Annotated in this window: 23 protein-coding genes and 1 riboswitch; all 23 genes read left to right on the top strand. The window is 46.1% G+C overall.

The window, feature by feature from the left end:
* Positions 1-122: 122 nt before the first annotated feature.
* The 23 genes from fni (at position 123) to atpA (ending at position 22430) form a co-directional block, all read left to right on the top strand.
* Entirely contained in the window at positions 123-1262 is a 1140-nt protein-coding gene (fni, locus tag NST94_RS27905; RefSeq protein WP_081391782.1) for a type 2 isopentenyl-diphosphate Delta-isomerase, read from the top strand.
* A gap of 36 nt (positions 1263-1298) precedes the next feature.
* The gene (locus NST94_RS27900) at positions 1299-1769 is read left to right on the top strand and encodes a GNAT family N-acetyltransferase (protein WP_232061473.1); all 471 of its coding nucleotides are present in this window, start codon (positions 1299-1301) and stop codon (positions 1767-1769) included.
* A gap of 167 nt (positions 1770-1936) precedes the next feature.
* On the top strand, positions 1937-3304 hold the full coding sequence (locus tag NST94_RS27895) for a S41 family peptidase (protein ID WP_139329814.1): 1368 nt from the start codon (positions 1937-1939) through the stop codon (positions 3302-3304).
* Between the two features lie 100 nt (positions 3305-3404).
* Positions 3405-4505, top strand: a complete 1101-nt coding sequence (ychF, locus tag NST94_RS27890) for a redox-regulated ATPase YchF (RefSeq protein ID WP_036681604.1) — start codon at positions 3405-3407, stop codon at positions 4503-4505.
* A 233-nt stretch (positions 4506-4738) separates the two neighbouring features.
* Positions 4739-5815, top strand: coding sequence for a peptide chain release factor 1 (gene prfA, locus NST94_RS27885; RefSeq protein WP_036681601.1), 1077 nt, complete (start codon positions 4739-4741; stop codon positions 5813-5815).
* On the top strand, positions 5805-6794 hold the full coding sequence (gene prmC, locus NST94_RS27880; protein ID WP_339281488.1) for a peptide chain release factor N(5)-glutamine methyltransferase: 990 nt from the start codon (positions 5805-5807) through the stop codon (positions 6792-6794). The genes prfA and prmC overlap by 11 nt, the downstream gene beginning before the upstream one ends.
* Positions 6795-6934: 140 nt before the next feature.
* A complete protein-coding gene (locus tag NST94_RS27875) occupies positions 6935-8119 on the top strand; it encodes an FtsW/RodA/SpoVE family cell cycle protein (protein WP_076123938.1) in 1185 nt (394 codons plus the stop codon).
* A gap of 527 nt (positions 8120-8646) precedes the next feature.
* Positions 8647-9834, top strand: a complete 1188-nt coding sequence (locus NST94_RS27870; RefSeq protein WP_280753188.1) for an FtsW/RodA/SpoVE family cell cycle protein — start codon at positions 8647-8649, stop codon at positions 9832-9834.
* Between the two features lie 83 nt (positions 9835-9917).
* Positions 9918-10676: a stage II sporulation protein R gene (spoIIR, locus tag NST94_RS27865; RefSeq protein WP_280753187.1), complete on the top strand. Its 759-nt coding sequence runs from the start codon at positions 9918-9920 to the stop codon at positions 10674-10676.
* Positions 10677-10780: 104 nt separating this feature from the next.
* Positions 10781-12142, top strand: a complete 1362-nt coding sequence (locus NST94_RS27860; RefSeq protein WP_280753239.1) for an L-threonylcarbamoyladenylate synthase — start codon at positions 10781-10783, stop codon at positions 12140-12142.
* A gap of 104 nt (positions 12143-12246) precedes the next feature.
* Positions 12247-12819 (top strand): manganese efflux pump MntP family protein, encoded by a 573-nt coding sequence (locus NST94_RS27855; protein ID WP_038573646.1) that lies wholly within the window; start codon positions 12247-12249, stop codon positions 12817-12819.
* A 45-nt stretch (positions 12820-12864) separates the two neighbouring features.
* A complete protein-coding gene (locus NST94_RS27850) occupies positions 12865-13452 on the top strand; it encodes a low molecular weight protein arginine phosphatase (RefSeq protein ID WP_036681588.1) in 588 nt (195 codons plus the stop codon).
* A gap of 48 nt (positions 13453-13500) precedes the next feature.
* Positions 13501-13583, top strand: a riboswitch (ZMP/ZTP riboswitch).
* 74 nt (positions 13584-13657) lie between these two features.
* Entirely contained in the window at positions 13658-14242 is a 585-nt protein-coding gene (locus NST94_RS27845; RefSeq protein ID WP_076099682.1) for a TIGR01440 family protein, read from the top strand.
* A 115-nt stretch (positions 14243-14357) separates the two neighbouring features.
* The gene (gene glyA / locus NST94_RS27840; RefSeq protein ID WP_038573642.1) at positions 14358-15605 is read left to right on the top strand and encodes a serine hydroxymethyltransferase; all 1248 of its coding nucleotides are present in this window, start codon (positions 14358-14360) and stop codon (positions 15603-15605) included.
* Between the two features lie 422 nt (positions 15606-16027).
* A complete protein-coding gene (gene upp, locus NST94_RS27835; RefSeq protein WP_036681583.1) occupies positions 16028-16657 on the top strand; it encodes a uracil phosphoribosyltransferase in 630 nt (209 codons plus the stop codon).
* Positions 16658-16715: 58 nt separating this feature from the next.
* A complete protein-coding gene (gene wecB, locus NST94_RS27830; protein ID WP_248548966.1) occupies positions 16716-17876 on the top strand; it encodes a UDP-N-acetylglucosamine 2-epimerase (non-hydrolyzing) in 1161 nt (386 codons plus the stop codon).
* 178 nt (positions 17877-18054) lie between these two features.
* A complete protein-coding gene (locus tag NST94_RS27825; RefSeq protein WP_036681579.1) occupies positions 18055-18288 on the top strand; it encodes an AtpZ/AtpI family protein in 234 nt (77 codons plus the stop codon).
* The gene (locus NST94_RS27820) at positions 18281-18658 is read left to right on the top strand and encodes an ATP synthase subunit I (protein ID WP_036681578.1); all 378 of its coding nucleotides are present in this window, start codon (positions 18281-18283) and stop codon (positions 18656-18658) included. Before NST94_RS27825 ends, NST94_RS27820 begins: the two co-directional genes overlap by 8 nt.
* 29 nt (positions 18659-18687) lie before the next feature.
* Entirely contained in the window at positions 18688-19455 is a 768-nt protein-coding gene (gene atpB / locus NST94_RS27815; RefSeq protein ID WP_036681575.1) for a F0F1 ATP synthase subunit A, read from the top strand.
* Between the two features lie 105 nt (positions 19456-19560).
* Positions 19561-19773 carry a F0F1 ATP synthase subunit C gene (atpE, locus tag NST94_RS27810; protein WP_036681574.1) on the top strand — a complete coding sequence of 71 codons (213 nt, stop codon included), beginning with the start codon at positions 19561-19563 and terminating at the stop codon, positions 19771-19773.
* 97 nt (positions 19774-19870) lie between these two features.
* Positions 19871-20359: a F0F1 ATP synthase subunit B gene (atpF, locus tag NST94_RS27805; protein ID WP_076123930.1), complete on the top strand. Its 489-nt coding sequence runs from the start codon at positions 19871-19873 to the stop codon at positions 20357-20359.
* Positions 20356-20907, top strand: a complete 552-nt coding sequence (locus NST94_RS27800; protein WP_076123928.1) for a F0F1 ATP synthase subunit delta — start codon at positions 20356-20358, stop codon at positions 20905-20907. Before atpF ends, NST94_RS27800 begins: the two co-directional genes overlap by 4 nt.
* An 11-nt stretch (positions 20908-20918) precedes the next feature.
* Complete coding sequence (atpA, locus tag NST94_RS27795; RefSeq protein WP_036681566.1) at positions 20919-22430, top strand: F0F1 ATP synthase subunit alpha; 1512 nt, start codon at positions 20919-20921, stop codon at positions 22428-22430.
* Positions 22431-22600 lie beyond the last annotated feature (170 nt).

The following is a 22600-nucleotide window of genomic DNA, read 5'->3' as shown; positions in this document are numbered from 1 at the left end:
TACGATGTTTATGAAATTAATGATTACGAAACCGGAGAATTGTAATCGCTAACCTCATATTGTAAATTCATCTGTAGGGATATGTTATAATAAATCGAGTTTGGAAATAGGAGGAACGCAGCATGAATCATACGCCAGAAGAGGCCGTGCCATATGATGCGACTAGGCAGTCTGGCGCAGATCATGGCAAGGACCTACCGGCTGCAGAGGCTTCTGACAAAAGATCTTTATTGCCTACATCGAAGACAGGCGAACGCAAAATTGAACATGTACGGCTTTGCCTAAATGAAGAAGTAGGTGGCGTCGGTGTGACTACAGGGTTTGAACATTACAGATTTCAGCATAATGCTCTGCCAGAGCTGAATTTCGACGATATATCATTGCAGACTACGTTTTTGGATCGTAAGCTGCGTACACCGCTGCTCATCAGCTCGATGACAGGTGGCAGTGCAGCTACAGGAGCGATTAATGCCCGGTTAGCCGCAGCTGCGCAGCGTCGTGGTTGGGCGCTGGGTGTAGGTTCGGTTCGGGCGGCAGTGGAGCGTTCTGAGCTTACGGCAACCTTTTATGTGCGGGATCAAGCGCCTGATATTCCGGTTATCGCCAATATTGGTGCTGTACAGCTGTCCTATGGTTTTGGGATTGAGGAATGTCGCCGGGCTGTGGATATCGCAGGTGCTGATTTTCTTGTACTGCATCTGAATGGCCTGCAAGAGGTCTTTCAACCGGAAGGGAACACTGGTTTTGCCTCTTTGCTATCGCAGATAGAGAAGGTATGCCGGGCACTTGAGGTCCCTGTAGGTGTGAAAGAAGTAGGCTGGGGCATTGATGGAGATGCAGCTGCACGTCTTTATGATGCAGGAGCGGCTTTTATTGATGTTGCGGGTGCAGGCGGGACATCTTGGAGTCAGGTGGAGAAGTTCCGCAGTGTAGATCCTATACGGCGGGCAGCGGCGGAGGCTTTCGCAGATTGGGGCACTCCAACAGCTGATTGTATCACAGAGGTGCGCGCAGTTTCTCCGCAGGGCGCTTTGATTGGCAGCGGCGGACTGAAACATGGCGTGGATGCAGCGAAAGCATTGGCACTTGGAGCTGATCTGGCAGGCTTTGGCCGCAATCTGTTAGGGCCGGCTGTCGATTCTGAAGAGGCGCTGGATGCTGCATTAGCACAGGTAGAACTGGAGCTAAAAATAGCAATGTTTGGTATTGGCGCTCCAGATTTAGCAACTTTACGTGGAACTTCCCGTTTAATACGTAAATAGGATGGTAAATATTGAAGCGAGGAAGTGAGTAAGATTATGATTAAACTGATCCATATGGATGAGTCGGCCTTTCAATTTTTCTTAGGTCAAGCTACCCGGGATTATGCGGAAGATAAGATCAGCGCCGGTGCTTGGGATCCAGAGATCGCGATGAAGCTGTCTGAGGAAGCTATAACGCGCTCTTTGCCAAAAGGGCTGCACACAGATGGTGCTTATCTATATTCTATAGTAGAAATAAGCAGTGATGAACAGGTGGGTTATATCTGGTTTAACGTAAGTGAAGGCCGTGGTGGCCGCGAGGCTTTCATTTATGATTTTTATGTTTTTGAACCGTTCCAGAGTAAGGGTTATGGCAAGCAGGCTATGATCGCACTCGATGAAGAAGCCCGGGAGATGAATGTTACCAAAATCGGGTTGCACGTCTTCGGCCAGAACAATCGCGCATTTGAGCTATACAAAAAAATGGGGTATATCGTAACTGACATCACGATGTCTAAAGATCTATAGTCCATAAGTGTGAGGACCTCGAAAGAGGTCTTTTTTTGTTTTTCTACTGAATTATTATGTAAATAATTGTGATAAATATATTTGATTTAGGATGATTAGGAAAATATGATTAAAAATAAATTCCTGAAAATAGATTGAGTCATAAAGAGAGAAAAGGGGGGATTAAGGTGAGGCCAAGGACTGTATCGTGGGTGGTTGTTTCCGCAGTAGTATTACTATTACTGGTTAGCTGCAACAGTGGCGATTTACCAGGAAAGAAGAAATCTGAGTCTGAGCAAGTCCAGGCAAGTCCGGTTGCACCGCTAGCCTCTCCAGCTGTAGTTGAAGAACAATCGAAAGTAACGTTGCCTTCATTGACAGTGGAAAAAAGGCTAGAGGATTTTGATTACATGTGGAAGATTATTGAGGAGAACTATCCTTTCCTAGAGGTGAATAAACGTCTCAATGGAGAGGATTGGCTTGCTAAAAAAGAGGAATACCGCAATAAAATAGCAGCCGTGAAATCGGATGATGAGTTTTTGAGACGAATGAGATTTGTCCTTAGCAGATTAAACAATGGGCATACGAATTTTATATCCAAGGAGGAATATCCTTGGTACCTACATACCTATGTTCAGGCAGGTTTTGGTTATGAACCTTGGATCGACGTGGTTCAACAGCCTAACGTATTGGCCCGTTACAACCAGAAACCTTTAACGGAGCAGCAAAACTCTAATGATATCAATAACGATATGCATAATGGTGGAGATGGAGTAGGAGATGTAACAAAAAAGACTTCTGGGAATGTAAAAAAAGTCATTATAGAGCCCGATCGAATCGCTTATCTCGGTATGCAAAGCTTTGACGGGAGTCTCATGGAGATGGACAGCTCCGAGATCCATGATTTTTTAATAGAGGTAAAGGACTATAAGACATTAATATTAGATATCCGCGGAAATGGGGGAGGAAACAGTAATTATTGGAGAATTCATATTGTTCCTCTGTTGATTAATAAACCTATCGAATATAATACATACTTCCTTTATACAAGAGGCAAATATGCGGAGACTTTTATGCAGGCACGTCAGATCACAGCCGGGCAACAACCTATTTCCGGCATCAAAGATGAGCAACTGCCTAATCTGCCATCTGAGGCTTTAAAGATGTTCAAGACATATAGAAAAATAAATGATGTAGTAACTCCTAATAAATCTGTTGGATTTGAAGGGAAAATCTATTTGCTGGTTGATAGCTCTGTGTATTCATCAGCGGAAGGTCTTGCAGCCTTTGCAAAAGGCACCGGGTTTGCAACGGTTGTAGGCGGCAGGACAGGTGGGGATGGACTAGGGATAGATCCGCTTGTTGTTGCATTGCCAAATAGCGGTTATGTATTCAGGTTTTCCTTTGAAATGGGTCTGAATTCTGATGGAAGTTGTAATGAAGAGGTAAAGACTGTGCCTGATGTGGAGGTTGATCCAGATAAATCTAAGCCATTACTGGACCAGCCGGCGATAAAAAAGGTATTAGAGCTTGCGCGTTCGGACACATCTGCTTGACATCCGGTGTTGCTGGCGAATATGTTCTAATATATAATGGTTTAGATCGTATAGCTTATTCGGATGATCAATTTAGCTGAAAATAGGAGTTGTCATATAAATGGCTTTGAAAGCTGGAATCGTCGGTCTTCCTAACGTAGGAAAATCCACATTGTTTAATGCGATAACGCAAGCGGGAGCAGAATCCGCTAACTACCCTTTTTGTACCATTGACCCTAACGTTGGTGTTGTTGAAGTTCCAGACGAACGTCTTGATAAACTGACTGAGCTGGTACAGCCGAACAAGACCGTACCTACTGCTTTTGAATTTGTTGATATTGCTGGTCTCGTGCGTGGTGCGAGTAAAGGCGAAGGACTAGGCAACAAGTTCCTGGCCCATATCCGTGAAGTAGATGCTATCGTGCATGTGGTTCGTTGTTTTGAAGATGAGAACGTTACCCACGTTGATGGAAAAGTAAATCCGATCAGCGACATCCAGACCATTAATCTGGAGCTGATCCTTGCTGATATTGAGAGCATTGAGAAGCGGATTGAGCGTTCCCGTAAGAATATCAAAGGCGGCGACAAGAAATACGCTCAAGAAGTTGAACTGCTAGAACGCGTCAAAGAAGTACTCTACGAAGATAAACCTGCACGCAGTATAGAATTGTCTGATGACGAGAAGCTTATTATCCGTGATCTTCATTTGTTAACATTGAAGCCAGTGCTGTATGCGGCGAATGTAAGTGAAGATGAAGTGGCAAGTGCTGAGGACAATCCTTATGTACAGCAAGTTCGTGATTTCGCAGCTACTGAAGGTGCAGAAGTGGTTCCGATCAGTGCTAAGGTGGAAGCAGAAATTGCTGAGCTTGAAGGCGAAGATAAAGCTATGTTCCTGGAAGAGCTGGGACTGGAAGAATCCGGCCTTAACCGGTTGATTAAAGCGGCTTATAAACTGCTTGGCTTGTATACGTATTTCACAGCAGGCGTTCAGGAAGTTCGGGCGTGGACGATTCGCCGCGGCACCAAAGCACCTGGAGCTGCCGGTGTGATTCATACAGATTTCGAACGCGGATTTATCCGTGCTGAAGTAGTGGCTTACGCGGATCTTGTGGCAGCTGGTTCCATGAACGGTGCGAAGGAACGTGGTCAACTACGTCTTGAAGGTAAAGAATATTTGGTGCAAGACGGCGACGTAATGCATTTCCGTTTTAACGTTTAAGAAGTTTTAAGTGTACGAATGATAAAGGGGTCATCTCGAGCAGTGGGAGTTTCTATTGCTGGGATGATCCTTTTTAAAAATATAAGCTTTTTATTAAGGTATTGTGCGTACGGAACTGTAGCCATTTCACAATATCTTTGGTATAATATAAAGTCGTATATCTATTTTTATGACAGTACAAATTTGATGTTATATTTGCGAATTTGAAATTGAATCAGGAGAGGTGAATTCCCTTGTTGGACCGATTGCAATCCCTGGCGGACCGCTATGAGAAGCTCAGTGAACTGCTTTGTGATCCGGATGTTGCAAACGACAGTAAGAAACTGAGGGACTATTCCAAAGAACAATCAGACCTACAGCCCGCATTTGAGGCGTATACTGAATATAAGAGTGTAATGGAAGAGCTTGAAGCTGCTAAGCAGATGCAAGGCGAAAAGCTTGATGATGAGATGAAAGAAATGGTCAAGATGGAAATTGATGACCTTTCCAAACGTCAAGTGGAGCTGGAAGAGAGAATCCGCGTATTGCTGCTGCCTAAAGACCCGAATGATGATAAGAACGTAATCGTTGAAATTCGTGGTGCAGCGGGTGGAGATGAAGCAGCATTGTTCGCTTCAGACCTTTACCGGATGTACACTCGTTATGCTGATGCACAAGGATGGCGCGTTGAGTTAATGGATGTTAACGCGAGTGATCTTGGTGGATTCAAAGAGGTAATCTTTCTTATTAACGGCCGTGGTGCATACAGTAAGCTGAAATACGAAAGTGGTGCGCATCGCGTACAACGTATCCCAGCGACCGAATCCGGAGGTCGTATTCATACCTCTACTTCTACGGTGTCTGTGATGCCGGAAGCTGAGGCTTTTGAGATCGAGATCCATGATAAAGATATTCGTGTGGATACCTTCTGTTCAAGTGGTGCAGGCGGACAGTCTGTAAATACGACCAAGTCTGCAGTACGTGTAACCCATGTACCTACAGGCATCGTTGCTACCTGTCAGGACGGTAAGTCACAGAACTCCAATAAAGAAAAAGCGCTGCAAGTGCTTCGTGCCCGTATCTCTGATATGAAACGGCAGGAAGAAGAAGCGAAGTATGCTGGTGAACGGAAGAGCAAAGTAGGTACGGGTGACCGTAGTGAGCGCATTCGGACGTATAACTTCCCGCAGAGCCGGGTTACAGACCATCGTATTGGCCTGACACTGCACCGTTTGGAGCAGGTTATGAACGGAGAAATCACTGAAATTATCTCAGCCCTTTCAATCGCTGAACAAGCTGACTTGATGGATAATATGGATAATGGAGAATAATGCTTTGAACGATGGCGTATATGTCATGTCGGAAGTCAAAAGCATCCGGGAAGCCTTTGCGGAGGCTTCTTCTTTTTTGAGCCGGAGCGGCTGCAATGAACCGCAGCGCAGTGCACAATTGCTGCTGGAGCATGTGCTTGGAGTGTCTGGCGCAGCTTATTACATGGCGCTGGCAGATCCTTTTCCAGCTGCGGTTAAGGAAGCATTTGAGGCGGGAGTTACCCGCCGGGGCGCTGGTGAGCCGGTGCAGTATATCATCGGCGAGCAAGAATTCTACGGGCGGCCTTTTGAGGTGACGCCTGACGTGCTTATTCCGCGGCCGGAGACGGAGCTGCTTGTCGAGGCGATTTTACGTTACGGCGCGGAGCTTTGGCCGGACGGCGTTGTAACGCCGGGCGAAGCGGCGCTGGATAGCGCGGGCGGCGCTGCGGCCCGCAACGGAGGCGGCGCGGGGGACGTGCGCGCCGCAAGACCGCTGACCGGCGTCGATATCGGCGCCGGCAGCGGTGCGATCTCCGTCACGTTGGCGGCGGAAGCGCCGGCGTGGCGGGTCTGCGCCGGCGATATTTCGCCGGCGGCTCTGGCTGTGGCCGAGCGCAACGCTTTGCGCAATGGCACAGCTGTGGACTTTCGGCTCGGCGATCTGCTCGAGCCGTTCGCGGGGATGGAGACGGATATTCTCGTCTCCAACCCGCCATACATCCCCGGCGAGGATATCGCCGGGCTGCAGCGTGAGGTGCGCGACCATGAGCCGCGCACTGCGCTGGATGGCGGAGCGGACGGGCTGGACCCGTACCGCCGCATGATGGAGCAGCTGACGCTGCTCCCGGCACCGCCGCGCCTGATCGGCTTTGAGCTTGGCTTCGGTCAAGCTGAGCAAGTCGCTGCACTCCTTGCGGCAGCGGGCCATTGGACCGAGATTATCACCATTAATGATCTGGCTGGAATCCCGCGTCATGTGCTAGGCATAACGAGATAATATTGCCTGCTGTGCAGAGGGTTCATTTTGTCCGGAGTAGAGAAATTGTATTTTCAATCCGACTTCCTTTACAATAGAATTTAGCAGGATTTCTTAGGGGATCATAAAGAAAGCCCAGATATAGAGTAGGGAGGCAGAGCGTGCTTCAGAAGATTAAAAAGATTGATGGTGCTATTGTAGTCGTTCTGTTATTACTCATGGTGGTCAGCATCTTCGCCATATATAGCGTTACTCATGGAAGAGAGAAGCTGGACGGACATCATATTCGTATGATGATGTATTATGCTATTGGTTTTGTAGCTTTTATTGGAATGACCTTTTTGGATTACAGAATATTAGTGAAATATGCGATATATATTTATTTGTTTGGGATAGGGATGCTGGTGCTCGTCAGCTTTTTGGGCGAGACCAAAAATAATGCGCAAGGCTGGTTGACCCTGCCGGGGGGCCTGAGTCTGCAGCCTGCAGAGCTGTTCAAGCTGATATTGATTCTTTTTCTGGCAGCCATGCTTGTCCGCAAGAATAAGAGTAAGCTTCTGTTCTGGCGGGATGTTGTGCCGCTCGGCCTTCTGACCTTGTTTCCGTTCCTTATTGTCCTTACCCAAAATGACCTTGGGAATGCCTTGTCTTACGTTGTGATTCTTGCGGGTCTGTTGTGGATTGGCAATATTAAATACACGCATGCATTAATCGGGCTGGTCATCGTGGCTAGTTCTGCGATTGCGGGAATTATGAGTTATATCCATTATCACGATGAAATTAAAACCTTTCTTACGGATATTGGACGATCTCACTGGATTGAACGTTTTGATCCTTGGCTTGTTCCAGACAAGGCGACAGCCAAAGCCCTTTATCATACTAAAAACGCCAAGCTGGCGATTGCATCAGGTGGAATGAGTGGCGAAGGCTACATGAACGGCAGCTCCGTTCAGACGGATCGGGTGCCATATACGTATTCAGATTCTATCTTTGTGCAGATTGCCGAAGAATTTGGGTTTGTAGGTTCGGCGTTTGTGTTGCTGCTGTACTTTATTTTGATTCACCGGATGATTCTGATTGCGCTGGAGTCTAGGGATAGAGCTGGCCCTTTCCTGATTGTCGGTGTTGTCGCGATGATGTTGTATCAGATTTTTGAGAATATCGGCGCATTTATCGGCTTGATGCCATTGACTGGTATTACGTTACCTTTCATCAGCTTCGGGGGTACATCACTGCTCATTAATATGGCCAGCATCGGGCTGGTAATGAGTGTGCGCCTGCACGGGCAAGAAGTGGAAGAGGATTTTCCTAAACCTACTCCTTATGCAGCTGCCAAACAGGTGTAACCATGAAATAAAGTAGAACCGTCAGGTCCTTATTGTTTAATAGGGGTGCTGGCGGTTCTTTTTGATGGAGGACGGCTTCGTCGGATTGGTGTAATACGTAATACGGGCCGTTTCAGGTAAGCAAGCTGGAAGCAATTCGTATTTGTATTTGTATCGTATTCGTATTTGTATCCTGACTCGGACTCAGATGCCCTTATACTCGAATATTAACTACGTATTGGATAGTATCGGACCGCAAAGACGTTATTTGATCAAAAAGACTGGATTTACTGCAAAATGGCAAGTAATAACGACTCTGGAGTCCGCAAAAGTTCCCGTGAAGCAATAAATCCATAAATAAAGTCTACGGAGTCCGTTAGGTTTGGATCATAGAGTGAAATCACGTCAGAGTGTAATTTTAATAGAAAGATATTTTATAGATTGGCTACATAAATTTGGAATTATATTCACGAATGTTCTACAATAGAAAGGAACGACTTTCCCTGAGAGAGGAGAGTTGAAACCTTAACAGAGTAAGGGGCTTGCAGATGCTTCAAAAGTTCAAAAGGATTGATAAGGTAATTGTTACTGTTCTGATTTTGCTGATGGTGATTAGTATTTTTTCAATATACAGTGTAACCAATGGAAGAATAACGCCTCCGATGAAATTGGATGGATTTCATTTACAGATGCTTAAATACTATATTTTAGGTTTTGTAGTTTTTATTGTGCTCGCTTTTGTGGACTTTAAGATATTTGTTAGACATGCACTTTATATTTATCTCTTGGGCTTAGTCTTGTTAGTGTCGGTTAGTTTTATTGGTAAAGTAGAGAACGGTGCTCAATTGGGACTTGAGATCGGTGGACTTAGGTTTCAGCCTGCCGAGCTGTTTAAATTGGTATTGATTCTTTTTTTATCATCGATCTTAATTCGAAAACAAGGGTCTACCTTAACCTTCTGGAAAGGGATTGTTCCTCTCACCATTCTTACGTTCATTCCATTTGGTATAGTGATTATGCAAAATGATTTGGGGAATGCCCTTAGCTACATCGTAATATTAATTGGACTTTTATGGATTGGGAATATCAAACTGTCGCATGCGCTCATCGGTTTGCTTATAGTGGGTGGGATCGGCCTTGCTGGGATTTTGAGCTACATAAACTATCATGATGAGGCAGTCAATTTTTTTGAAGGCATTGGTAAGGATCATTTAGTGGAGCGGTTTGACCCTTGGCTGGTACCTGATTTAGCGACAGATAAGGCAAGCTATCACACGAAAAATGCCAAATTAGCTATTGCCTCCGGGGGAATGAGTGGAGAGGGATATATGCAGGGCAGCTCTGTGCAGAATAATCGTGTCCCATATACCTATTCGGATGCGATATTCGTGCAGATTGCCGAGGAGTTTGGATTTGTGGGATCTGCGCTGCTTCTCTTGCTCTTTTTTATTTTGCTGCATCGGATGATATTGATTGCTCTCGAGAGTAAGGAGCGTAGCGGTCCATTTCTAATCATTGGAATTACGGCTATGCTGTTGTATCAAATTCTTGAGAATGTTGGAGCTTTTATCGGCCTGATGCCGTTGACAGGAATAACACTTCCGTTTATCAGTTATGGAGGCACGTCTCTTTTGATTAATATGGCCAGCATGGGGGTCGTGATGAGCGTGCATCTTTATGGGCAGGATGTAGAGGAAGATTTGCAACTGCATAAGGAGCTGGCATTGAAGTTATAAATTTAATAGATTCATAGGTTTGCAGTCTCTTATCTCCGGGCATACTACTAGCATGAGAGTTAAGAGGAGAGGGGCTGCAACAAATGAACGATAATCATATGGATAAAAGAGATTCCTTACGTGTAACTTTTAAGTATACTGCCATTTTAATTTGTTTTTTTATGGTCCTCATGATGGCTTGGGAAGGTCAAAAAACCGATGCTGCAGTAGCTGAAGTATCTATTCCCCAAGAATCTATCCGGTTACGTATTCTAGCTAATTCTGACGGAGCGCAAGATCAGCTGGTGAAACGGCAAATTCGCGATAAAATTGTGGAGCAAATGAACCAGTGGGTATCTGCTCTTGAGGATCCGCAGAGCTTGGAGCAGGCACGTGTTCTGATTAGAAATCATCTGCCGGAGCTTAACGCGTTGGTTGGATCAGAGCTGGAGAAACGGGGCATTGAATATTCCTATAAAGTGGAGCTGGGCGTAGTCCCTTTTCCAACCAAATTATACGGTGGTACCGTCTATCCTGCTGGGGAGTATGAAGCTGTACGGGTCACACTTGGTGCGGGCAAGGGACAAAATTGGTGGTGTGTATTGTTTCCTCCGCTTTGCTTTATCGATGCAGGCTCTGGAGATGCGGCAGCACCTACTGCTGACAAAGGTACAAAAACAGTGTCCGCTGCCGGTGCGGATAACAGTGCTAAGGTGAAATCGGCAGCTGCAAAAACAGTGCAGGCTGATTCCTCGGCAGGAAGTGCTTCATCAGGAGAAACTGCTGCTGAGCCAGAGGTGCGGTTCTTCGTCTGGGAGCTGCTGCAAAACCTTTGGAACTGGATCAGTGGATTATGGTCGTAAGACCCTAGATATGTTACTATTTTATAAGCAGATCTATCACGGCTCCCTACTGGGGCCGTTTTTTGCTAAGATAAATTATATCTTCTAGAAAGCCTGTGATGAGAATGAATGAACACAATAATCCTTTATTCGCCGTTCAGCGGCGGAGTGGAAATAGAGATGAGACTGTATACTGGAAGTTGAATTCTGTTGAGGGAACGAACTCTGAGGTAATTCAGCCGAATGAAGCTGACAAGCTGGCGATAGCGGAGGCAGCAACAATGCTTCGCGAAGGCGGAACCGTGGCTTTTACAACCGAAACCGTCTACGGTCTAGGAGCGGATGCCCGAAATACGTCGGCAGTTGAGGCTGTTTTTGCAGCAAAAGGACGGCCCTCTGACAATCCGTTAATTGTACATATTGCGGATACGGTAGCTTTGGACGAGCTTGTTGCAGAGGTGCATCCTAAGGCGGCCGCGCTGATGGCAGCTTATTGGCCTGGTCCGCTGACAGTTGTGCTTCCTGTTCGTGAAGGTGTACTGTCGCCTTGTGTGACGGCGGGTTTGGATACGGTTGGTGTGCGGATGCCGGATCATCCGGTAGCTCTGGCGCTGATAAGTGCCGCAGGTTGTCCGGTTGCGGCGCCCAGTGCTAATCGTTCGGGTCGCCCGAGCCCGACATTAGCTTCGCATGTGATGGAAGATTTGGCTGGATACATTGATGGCGTCCTTGATGGTGGTGCTGCTGGAGTTGGACTAGAGTCAACAGTCGTGCAGGTACAGCCTGACGGAAAAGTTGCTGTGCTGCGCCCCGGCGGGATTACTTCGGAGCAATTGGCTGCAGTGGTGGGAGCAGAAGCTGTAAGCTCAGAGTCCGGTAATGCTGAGACAACTGCTGCCGCTACCGCAACCGCTACTGTCTTGGCTGATTCGGGGACGACAAACTCTGTTATTGATTTCAGTACTGCTGAGCCAATCACAGCTAAAGCAACTACCGCGCAATCTTCAGCGGATTGCCTGAATGTTAACAATCGTGAGCCTTTCGAAAGGGCTAACGCATCTATTGAGCAGCATGGTGCGGATGCTGCTGGCGGCATTTCTGCGCCGCGCGCGCCGGGAATGAAGTACACGCACTACGCACCGCGCGGCTGGCTTGCTGTAGTGCGTGGCTCTTCCCCGCAGCGCGTGGCGGACGAAGCCGCTAGTCAACTTCAGGCGGCGCAGCTAAACGGCGAGGTCACGGGCTTACTCCTCTTCGAGGAGCATAAGGCCCTTTATCCCGCCGACCCTGCCGCCTGTGTCCTTTCCCTCGGCTCGTTATCCTCGCCGGAGGAAGGGGCTCGCTCCCTATATGCCGCCTTGCGGCGCTTCGATGAAGCGGGAGCGACTTACATCTTAGCCGAGGCTTGCCCGTATACCGGCCTCGGCGCTGCAATCATGAACCGGCTTATGAAAGCCGCCGGCGGATCTGTCATCGACGCCGGATAACCACGGCATTGCTTTTTCGTATATGACTCCCATATGAAGTCATGATTACCCCCTTGTCCGCATATCGTTGTTGTACAAGATATTTCGGACTTGGGGGGTTAAGCATGGGCTTAGGAGATGTATATACCGAATGGGGGCAGATTGTTACCATTACTATAATGGCGGTTGCATTAGGGATGGATGCTTTTTCGCTCGGTGTAGGGATCGGGATGAAAGGTATTCGTCTGCTGCATGTTCTGCAAATGAGTCTGCTCATTGCTGTTTTTCATATGCTGATGCCTCTCCTGGGTTTATTGACAGGAAGTTATGTCGGACACCTGTTAGGTCAAGTAACGACTTATGCTGCTGGAGGTCTTCTAGTTCTTTTGGGCGGGCATATGGTGTACAACTCCTTTCGTCCGGATACAGGAAGCTCACGAGCTATGGATCATCGAACCTTGTGGGGGATGATTCTTCTTTCGCTCAGTGTCAGTATTGACTCTTTCTCCGTGGGTGTATCACTGGGGATGTTTGTGAATGGAGTACTTTTGACCATCTTAGCCTTCGGTGCTTGCGGGGGACTAATGTCGATTCTAGGGTTGCTAATTGGACGGCATGTCAGTCGTGGTCTCGGGGATTATGGAGAAGCGTTAGGCGGTGCAATACTTCTTGGGTTTGGCTTGCTATTCATCTTTTGATACAATAACGGCATTAGAATATTTAATTTCATGGGGGTGCAAAACATGCTGCATATTTTATTCGTCTGCACCGGGAATACATGCCGAAGTCCTATGGCTGAGGGGCTTTTACGAAAGCTCGCGAAGGAACGTGGAATCGACCTGGAAGTGCGGTCTGCAGGTGTATCCGCCATTTCCGGTACTTCTATATCAAGACATGCTGCGGCTATACTGCAGGAAGAAGGAATTCATGATTCAATGGAGTCGTCACAATTGACAGGTCAAGCTGTCGCTTGGGCCGACCTTGTGCTGACCTTGACGGGTGGGCATAAGCAGCATTTATTGCAGTATTTTCCGGATGCTGTAACGAAAACCTATACATTGAAGGAATACGTGCATGATGAAGATGCGGTGACGGAAGATATCAAGGAATTGGACAGCCTTTACGCAGATGCGGAGTTGAGCTTAGCCCTTGGTGGTGAACCGAATGCAACGGATCTGCAGCGGATGATTGAGATTCGCCAGCGTATTCCGAGCTTCGATATTTCTGATCCATTTGGTGGCACGCGTGAGGACTATGAGCTAACTGCTGCTGAGATTCGCACTGCGCTATTCAGTTTGCTGGATAAGCTGGAAACCTTCCGCCATTTGTAAATGGTTGATTTTCAGTTCACTTTGCTTTAAGATGAAGTTACAAATAATCGGTTCCGATGTAACTGGCGACAAATGTGGATCAAACCACGATGGAGCATCGGAATAAACGGCCGGTCGCCTGGGCAAAAGAGCAAATCCGCAGCTACCTGCGGACTGCTCTTTTTTGTTTAAAATAAGCTTGTTTGAAGTTTGAGGAGGTAGAGTGATGGACGAAGTTGTGGAGCTATCATTAACTGAAGCCACCGTCACTGTGTTAAGGGAGTTGGCGGAGGCTGGTAACCTTGGGTCAGGCAAAATTGTTGTCGTCGGAGTGAGCACAAGTGAGGTTGCTGGTGTCCGGATTGGAACTGGTGGTGCACTTGAAGTTGCAGAACAACTGCTTGAAGGTGTTCGTTTAGTAGCAGCGGAAAAAGGATTTCATCCGGTGTATCAGTGCTGCGAGCATTTAAATCGTGCACTTGTCATGGAACGCTCTCTGCTAGAGTCACTTGGTCTGAAGGAAGTATCAGCTGTACCTATACGAGGTGCTGGAGGTTCGATGGCTACGGCTGCTTATCACGCTATGAAAGATCCTGTTTTGGCGGAAACGATAGAAGCTCATGCTGGTTTAGATATTGGCGAGACACTGATAGGAATGCATTTACGGCGGGTAGCCGTTCCTTTCCGTCCGACTCTACGATACATTGGAGCAGCCAGAGTGAATGCGGCATGGACCAGACCCCCACTAATTGGCGGGGAACGTGCGGTATATCGTGCTCCAGAACAAAGTGGTTCACAGTTTTGTGATTAAAGAACTTTAGTTTTTATATTTTTTGCAGAAACGTAGACCTAAGTCTCTTTATGGCGGGCAAATCGTTTCTACTTAAATACAACATATCTACACACACTAGGGAGGAAATAAGAACATGGAACAATTGCGTAAGAGTGACCCGGCAGTACTGGAAGCGATGGAACTGGAACTGAAACGTCAGCGTGCCAACATTGAGCTTATTGCCTCAGAGAATATCGTTAGCGAAGCCGTAATGGAAGCTATGGGCTCCGTGCTTACGAACAAATATGCAGAAGGTTATCCAGGCAAACGTTATTATGGTGGCTGTGAAGATGTAGATATCGTTGAGAACCTTGCTCGTGATCGTGCAAAAGAATTGTTTGGCGCGGATCATGTCAACGTACAACCACATTCCGGCGCTCAAGCAAATATGGCAGTTTATCTGGCTGCACTTAAGCCTGGCGACACCGTTCTTGGAATGAATTTGGCGCACGGTGGTCATTTGACACATGGTAGCCCAGTTAATGCTTCTGGATTGCTTTATAACTTCGTTGCTTATGGAGTACAAGAAGATACTTTCCTAATTGATTATGATGAAGTACGTAAAGCAGCCTTCAAGCACCGTCCAAAAATGATTGTGGCTGGTGCTAGTGCCTATCCGCGTATTATTGATTTCGAAAAACTTGGCGCTATCGCCAATGATGTGGGTGCGCTATTTATGGTAGATATGGCCCATATCGCAGGATTGGTTGCTGCTGGTCTTCATCCGAGCCCGGTTCCTCATGCTCATTTCGTTACAACTACTACGCATAAGACTTTGCGCGGTCCCCGCGGAGGTATGATTATGTGCAGACAGCCATGGGCAGCTGCTATTGATAAAGCGGTATTCCCTGGTTCCCAAGGTGGACCTCTGATGCATGTAATTGCTTCAAAAGCAGTCGCATTTGGTGAAGCATTGCAGCCATCCTTTAAGACTTATGCTCAAAATGTAGTGAAGAACGCTAATGTTCTTGCAGAAACGTTGATCAGCGAAGGGGTTAACATTGTATCCGGAGGTACAGATAACCACTTGATGCTGCTGGATACCCGTAATCTGAACATTACCGGAAAAGATGCGGAAAAAGTACTAGATTCCATCGGGATTACTGTGAATAAAAACGCAATTCCATTTGATCCTACAAGTCCTTTCGTAACAAGTGGTATTCGTATTGGTACACCTGCAGTCACATCCCGTGGTATGGACGAGCAGGCGATGGTCACTATTGGACGTATCATTGCTAATGTTCTAAAGAATCCGAAGGATGAGGCAAACTTGGCAGAATCTGCGCGTCAAGTGGCTGAGTTGACTGACCAATACCCTCTTTATCCAGAGTTGAAATACTAAATCTTTGCTTCTAATAAGAAATGATTCTGCCTCCATCCATACCCTCTTCCGGGTTTGATGGAGGCTTTTTTGTTGCATATTGTTCACAAATATCACTGTAGGTAATAGATGAAATTGAATGAAATTAATCATGAAAGTTCATGGAACTTTCAATAAAATTAGTGAAAATAATGTGAATAGTATGAAAAAGCCAAAGTTGCACAACATAATCTAGGTTTTATAAGTGATTGGTTTCCTAATTAAGCCAATCATTACCTTTAAAAACAAGGAAATACAAAGGAATATGTTCAATGTGAGTTCAAGTACCATTCTGAGGTGAAATGCAGCGGCGGGAGTGCTATAATAGACAGGATTTAGCCACTGAGAAGCAAAGCGCTTTCTATGGCTATAGACAAGACTTACAATTACCGGAGGGACAGTAAATGGGAAAATTGGTGATTTGCGATCATCCTTTAATTCAACACAAACTAACATTTATTCGCGACGTTAGAACAAACACGAAGGATTTCAGAGAACATGTTGACGAAGTTGCCACATTGATGGCTTATGAGATTACACGTGATATTCCACTAGAGACCATTACGGTACAAACACCGGTCACTGAGACGGAAAGCAAAGTGATTTCGGGAAGAATGCTGGGGCTTATTCCTATTCTTCGTGCGGGTTTAGGTATGCTTGAAGGTGTACTGAAGCTTCTACCTGCGGCTAAAGTAGGACATGTAGGGCTTTTCCGTGATCCAGACACTCTTCAACCAGTGGAGTATTATATCAAGCTTCCAACTGATGTACAGGAACGTGAGTTGATAGTAATTGACCCGATGCTTGCTACAGGCGGATCCGCAATTGCTGCGATTACCTCACTGAAGAACCGTGGTTGTACACAGATCAAAATGATGAACTTGATTGCAGCGCCAGAAGGTGTTGCTGCAGTTCAGGAAGCTCATCCGGATGTTGATATTTATGTTGCAGCACTTGATGATCATTTGAATGAACATGGTTACATCGTGCCAGGTCTTGGTGATGCTGGTGACCGTCTTTATGGAACCAAGTAATAAGTAATTAAGTATTAAGTATAGTAATGCGAGAATATTTGATGAGAGGGTAGGGGTTATGTCCAAAATCAAAGTAATGACTATTTTCGGAGTGCGCCCCGAGGCGATCAAGATGGCTCCTCTGGTTCTTGAACTGAAGAAGCATCCTGAGCATATCGAATCAATAGTATGTGTAACAGCACAGCATAGAGAACTGCTCGATCAAGTGTTGGAAGTGTTTAATATCACCCCTGATTACGATTTGGACGTGATGAAGGACCGTCAGACCTTGAATGAGATTACTATTCGTGTGCTTGAAGGTTTGGAACCTGTACTGAAAGAAGTTAAACCTGACCTCGTGCTGGTGCATGGGGACACCTTAACAACGTTTTTAGCTAGTTACGCTTCCTTCCTGCAGCAAATTCAGGTTGGGCACGTAGAAGCAGGACTTAGGACATGGAACAAATTGTCTCCGTATCCTGAAGAGATGAACCGTCAACTCACAGGTGTGTTAGCTGATCTGCATTTCGCTCCAACCGATTTGTCAGCTAACAATCTGAGACACGAGAACAAAAAAGAATCAAGTATTTATATCACAGGCAACACCGTAACTGATGTGTTTCAATATACCGTACAGCCGGATTACCGGCATCCTGTTTTGGATTTTGCTTCAGGAAAAAGACTTATTTTGATGACCGCTCACCGCAGAGAATCTCAAGGTGAACCGCATCGTAATATCTTCCGAGCTATTAAAAGAATCGCTGATGAATTCGAAGATGTCGCCATTGTTTACCCTGTGCATCCGAGTCCTGCCGTTAAGGAACCTGCGCATGAGATACTGGGAGGACATTCGAGAATTAAGCTGATTGATCCGCTGGATGTCGTGGACCTGCATAATTTTTATCCGCATACCCACTTGATATTGACCGATTCCGGCGGTCTGCAAGAGGAAGCTCCTTCTTATGGAGTGCCTGTTCTTGTGCTTCGTGATACAACGGAGCGTCCCGAAGGGATAGAGGCTGGAACGCTGGAACTTGTGGGCACGGACGAGGAGAAGGTGTATCAACGGACACATGCTCTTTTGACTGATAACGAGCTCTATCAGTCGATGAGTCGGGCCGCCAACCCGTATGGAGATGGCAAGGCTTCCCAACGGATTGTCAATGCGATTTTGCACCATTTTGGTGTTAATAAGGAACGTCCTGAAGAGTTTCACAGAATGTTCACAAAAAATAAATAATTTCAATTAAACTAATATCTGATCTGATTAAAATCAACATACAGTGAAACTGTACGGTTTATATGGTTTTGGAACGTTTTGCTGTGATTATTTTCATGTTTTCAAGGGTTTTTAGGCAATGTTCAATGAATTGACAAAGACTCAGGAAATTCAGTAAAATTAGTTGGGATTGTAGCCCATGAAAGAACAAAATAGCAAGGACAGCTTGTTACAGACCGCGCTTGTCATTGGAAGTGCAGGCACTTTGCTTGCCGCTTACATTCTTATTGGTTTTTTTGCGGCAAGATGGCTGAAAGACCTGATGGAGGGGCCGAAATATTGGCTCGCCATTGGCACTATAACTGGAATGATTCTGGGAATTGTGAATGTCGCCTTGTTAATTAAAAAATTTTTGGGGGAGCAGAATGGATAATATGACTCCCATGATCAATACCGTCACTAGAGTTACGCTCGTCCTTATGGCAGGACTCTTAATGGGCTGGGTGCTTCATCATGAGACCCGGGCAATTACACTGGGCATGACTCTGGGTCTGGTGGCGGGATTGGTAAACTTTCGTTATCTGGCCGTCAAGGTTCGACGGGTTACGCAGTCGATTGCGAGCAACGAAGGGAATGCCTTCAGCCTCGGTTTTGTTACACGGATTAGCTTCGCAATTTTGGTCACCATGTTCTCGGTCAAGATTGAGCATTTCTCCCTGGTAGCAACTGTTTCGGGCGTATTCATTCCTCAGCTTCTCGCCATTCCTGCGGGGATATATCTGAGTGTGAAGAATAAGCTTTAACCAGATTAAAGAGAAAGGGGGATGATACTATGCATGACATGCCGAAAATATTTGTCGGGGGAATACCGATAGATTTATCCGCCGTGTTGATGCTTCTGATCAGTTGTACAGTGGTGTTTGTTCTGGTTATGCTTTCGGTTCGTAAGCTTTCCGTTGAAAATCCATCCAAGCTTCAGAACTTCATGGAATGGGTTGTGGAATTTGTAGAGGGTGTCATAAGCAGTGCCATGGATCTGAAGAAAGGAAAACCTTACATATCTTTAGGGTTGACATTGATTCTGTTTATCTTTGTTTCCAATCTACTTGGATTGCCTTTCTCCGTTGTAACTGAGGCGCATGGACCTGTAACAGTGTTTGGCCACGTGATTGAAGCAACTAAGAACTTGGCGAATGGTGAGCATGCAGAAATTTTATGGTACAAGTCGCCAACTGCTGACATTAACGTCACTGCAGGATTGGCAATCATAGTATTTGTACTGATGAACTTTCTGGGCATTAAGCTCAACGGCAAACATTATTTCAAACACTACATCGAGCCGTTTCCAATCTTTTTGCCACTGAACATTATCGAAAACCTGGCAAAACCTGTAGCGTTGGCTATTCGTCTATTCGCTAACATTTTCGCCGGAGAAGTACTGATTACAGTCATTTTGAAGCTGGGGATTCTCAGTATTCCGTTCCTGGCTGTATGGCAGGGCTTCAGTATTTTCGTCGGGGCACTACAAGCGTTTATCTTTACGATTCTGACGATGGTTTATATCGCACAGATGACGATTCACGAAGAAGAAGCACATTAATGAACTGCTGCGAAGAGAACGGCTATCGTCTGATTTTCCTTCGTGGGAGATATCTTATATCATTAAACACAAATATGAACCGAAATTAAAGGAGGATATTTACAAATGGAATTTTTAGCAGCAGCAATAGCGGTTGGATTGGGTGCACTTGGCGCAGGTCTTGGTAACGGTATGATCGTTAGTAGAACAGTTGAGTCCATCGCTCGTCAACCAGAAGCGAAAAATGCTTTGCAAACAACAATGTTTATTGGTGTAGGTATCGTCGAAGTTATTCCGTTGGCAGCAACAGTTATCGCATTCCTGATTATGTTTACTTAATAAACCGTAGTTACGGTTTGGCGGGGACGGCCGATGCCATCCGCGCCTTACTTTTGTATACGTCCGCATGACGCGGTAACGGAAGGGAGTGACCTCAGTGGATATTGTTTGGACAAACATAGTATTTTCAATTGTCGCCTTTGGGATTTTATATTTCTTGCTTAGCAAGTATGCGTTCAGCAAACTTTTTGCAGTTATGGAGAAACGCCGTGAGCTGGTAATGCAGCAAATGGACGAAGCTGCGAAGACTAGAGAACAAGCGGTCGCGTATGTGGAAGAGCAGAAGCAAGCGCTGAACAGTGCACGCCAGGAAGCTCAACAGATTATTCAACAATCGCAAATCACAAGCAATCTACAGGTAGAACAAACTTTGGCACAAGCCAAAGCAGATGCAGCACGTGTCAAAGAAGAGGCCGTGCGCGATATCGAGAACGAAAAGAACAAAGCAGTGGAAGAGTTGCGCAGCGAAATTGGAACGGCATCTGTTCGTATTGCTTCTAAACTTCTTAAGAAAGAAGTTAGTGCTAACGGCGAGCAGGAGCAACTTGTGAACCAATACCTCAAAGAGGTAGGAGGCCAATCATGAGCCGCGATACGGTAGTTGCCAAGCGCTACGCTAGAGCATTGTACAGTGCAGCGGTAGAGAAAGGGATTACCCTTGAAGTAGAAGAAGAGCTCAAGGCAGTGGTTGGATTATTACATTCCGACCAAGAGATAAAGCGGTTTATTCTTGCACCGCGCATCTCGGAGTCCGACAAGCTGAAAGTGCTGCGCACAGCGCTTCAAGATAAGCTCTCTCCCATCGTGATGAACATTGTAGAATTGTTAGTAGAGCGAGGCAGAACCGATATTTTTGCCGATCTGCTGGATACGTATATCAAGATTGAAGGAGACGCTCTTGGCATTGGTGATGCTAAGGTATACTCTGTTTATTCTTTAAGTGAAGAAGAAAAAGCAGCTGTAGCTGCAGAATTCGGCCAACTCGTAAACCGTAAAATCCGGATTACGAATGTGGTGGACCCAAGCCTGTTGGGAGGACTGAAAGTTTATATCGGCGATACGCTGTATGACGGCAGTCTGTCTAACAAATTGGAGCGTCTCGAGAAATCCTTTAATGATAAGCATAGAAGATAGGGGTGAGGATATTGGGCATCAGACCTGAAGAGATCAGCACTTTGATCAAAAGTCAAATTGAGGAATATAAAGCCGATATCGAAGTTGCCGAAGTCGGCACCGTCATTCAAGTCGGCGACGGTATCGCCCGTGTCTACGGTCTGGAAAACGCAATGGCAGGCGAATTGCTAGAGTTCTCCAACGGAGTAGTGGGCATGGCGCTCAATCTGGAAGAAAGCAACGTCGGTGTTGTTATTCTGGGTGAGTACAAGGAAATTCGTGAAGGCGATCAAGTAAAACGTACAGGACAAATTATGCAAGTTCCTGTTGGTGAAGCTCTGCTCGGTCGTGTAGTTAACGCACTTGGTATGCCGCTTGACGGCAAAGGCCCAATTGCTACAACTGAATTCCGTCCTGTAGAAAATAATGCACCAGGTGTTATCGATCGTAAATCGGTACATGAACCGATGCAAACAGGTCTTAAAGCCATTGATGCGATGGTACCAATCGGTCGTGGACAACGCGAACTTATCATTGGTGACCGTCAAACAGGTAAGACTGCAATCGCAATTGACGCGATTATCAACCAAAAAGGCAACGGCATGAAATGTATTTATGTTGCCATTGGTCAAAAGCAATCCACAGTAGCACAGGTTGTAGAAACTCTTCGCCGTCATGGCGCTTTGGAATATACAATCGTTGTAACTGCATCGGCTTCCGAGCCGTCTCCATTGTTGTATATTGCTCCATACGCAGGTTGCGCAATGGGCGAATACTTCATGTACAAGGGCGAGCACGTACTGATCATTTACGATGACCTTTCGAAACAAGCTTCGGCTTATCGCGAATTGTCCTTGCTGCTTCGTCGTCCACCGGGTCGTGAAGCATTCCCAGGTGACGTATTCTACTTGCACTCCCGTCTTTTGGAGCGTGCAGCTAAGCTTAGTGATGAGCTTGGTGGTGGTTCATTAACCGCACTTCCATTTATCGAAACACAGGCATCTGACGTATCAGCTTACATTCCTACGAACGTAATCTCGATTACAGATGGTCAAATCTTCCTTGAATCCGATCTGTTCTACTCTGGTCAACGTCCGGCGATCAACGTCGGTATCTCCGTTTCCCGTGTAGGGGGTTCCGCTCAAATCAAAGCGATGAAGAAGGTAGCCGGCTCGCTCCGTTTGGATCTTGCCCAATATCGCGAACTTCAAGCCTTCTCACAGTTCGGCTCAGATCTTGATAAATCTACACTTGCCCGTCTGAATCGCGGGGCACGTATGATGGAAGTTCTGAAACAAGGTGTGAATCAGCCGTTGTCTGTTGAGCATCAAGTGCTTAGCTTGTACACAGCTGTAAAAGGATATTTGGATGATATTCCAGTTAAAGACGTAAAACGTTTTGAAAAGGAATTCCTTGCTTACATGGATAGCAGTGCTGCTGATGTAGCTCAATCCATCAGGGATACAAAAGATTTGACAGCTGATAACGAAGCCGCTCTTAAAGCAGCGATTGATACCTTTAAAAGAGGTTTCGCTACTAGCTAATATAGATGACTTTAACGGATTTTACTAAGTGAGCTTTGGCTCTGCCGAAGCTCAGGCTGTGCTTATGAAGTAGCTTTGACTTCGTCAAAGTTAAGAGAATGCTTACGAAGTTAGCTTTAACTCCGTTAAAGCTAAGATGATGCTTACGAAGTTAGCTTTGACTCCGTCAA

It is taken from the genome of Paenibacillus sp. FSL H8-0282, assembly GCF_037963825.1.
In the GTDB taxonomy this organism is placed as follows: Bacteria; Bacillota; Bacilli; order Paenibacillales; family Paenibacillaceae; genus Paenibacillus_AQ; species Paenibacillus_AQ odorifer.
This window is presented reverse-complemented; position numbering and strand designations above follow the sequence as displayed.

Coding starts and splice junctions, on each gene's coding strand:
- upp (WP_036681583.1), top strand. CDS start 16,028: ATGGGAAAATTGGTGATTTGCGATCATCCTTTAATTCAACACAAACTA.
- atpE (WP_036681574.1), top strand. CDS start 19,561: ATGGAATTTTTAGCAGCAGCAATAGCGGTTGGATTGGGTGCACTTGGC.
- prmC (WP_339281488.1), top strand. CDS start 5,805: ATGGAGAATAATGCTTTGAACGATGGCGTATATGTCATGTCGGAAGTC.
- NST94_RS27850 (WP_036681588.1), top strand. CDS start 12,865: ATGCTGCATATTTTATTCGTCTGCACCGGGAATACATGCCGAAGTCCT.
- atpB (WP_036681575.1), top strand. CDS start 18,688: ATGCATGACATGCCGAAAATATTTGTCGGGGGAATACCGATAGATTTA.
- NST94_RS27900 (WP_232061473.1), top strand. CDS start 1,299: ATGATTAAACTGATCCATATGGATGAGTCGGCCTTTCAATTTTTCTTA.
- ychF (WP_036681604.1), top strand. CDS start 3,405: ATGGCTTTGAAAGCTGGAATCGTCGGTCTTCCTAACGTAGGAAAATCC.
- NST94_RS27845 (WP_076099682.1), top strand. CDS start 13,658: ATGGACGAAGTTGTGGAGCTATCATTAACTGAAGCCACCGTCACTGTG.
- NST94_RS27825 (WP_036681579.1), top strand. CDS start 18,055: ATGAAAGAACAAAATAGCAAGGACAGCTTGTTACAGACCGCGCTTGTC.
- NST94_RS27855 (WP_038573646.1), top strand. CDS start 12,247: ATGGGCTTAGGAGATGTATATACCGAATGGGGGCAGATTGTTACCATT.
- NST94_RS27870 (WP_280753188.1), top strand. CDS start 8,647: ATGCTTCAAAAGTTCAAAAGGATTGATAAGGTAATTGTTACTGTTCTG.
- wecB (WP_248548966.1), top strand. CDS start 16,716: ATGTCCAAAATCAAAGTAATGACTATTTTCGGAGTGCGCCCCGAGGCG.
- fni (WP_081391782.1), top strand. CDS start 123: ATGAATCATACGCCAGAAGAGGCCGTGCCATATGATGCGACTAGGCAG.
- NST94_RS27820 (WP_036681578.1), top strand. CDS start 18,281: ATGGATAATATGACTCCCATGATCAATACCGTCACTAGAGTTACGCTC.
- spoIIR (WP_280753187.1), top strand. CDS start 9,918: ATGAACGATAATCATATGGATAAAAGAGATTCCTTACGTGTAACTTTT.
- glyA (WP_038573642.1), top strand. CDS start 14,358: ATGGAACAATTGCGTAAGAGTGACCCGGCAGTACTGGAAGCGATGGAA.
- NST94_RS27860 (WP_280753239.1), top strand. CDS start 10,781: ATGAATGAACACAATAATCCTTTATTCGCCGTTCAGCGGCGGAGTGGA.
- NST94_RS27800 (WP_076123928.1), top strand. CDS start 20,356: ATGAGCCGCGATACGGTAGTTGCCAAGCGCTACGCTAGAGCATTGTAC.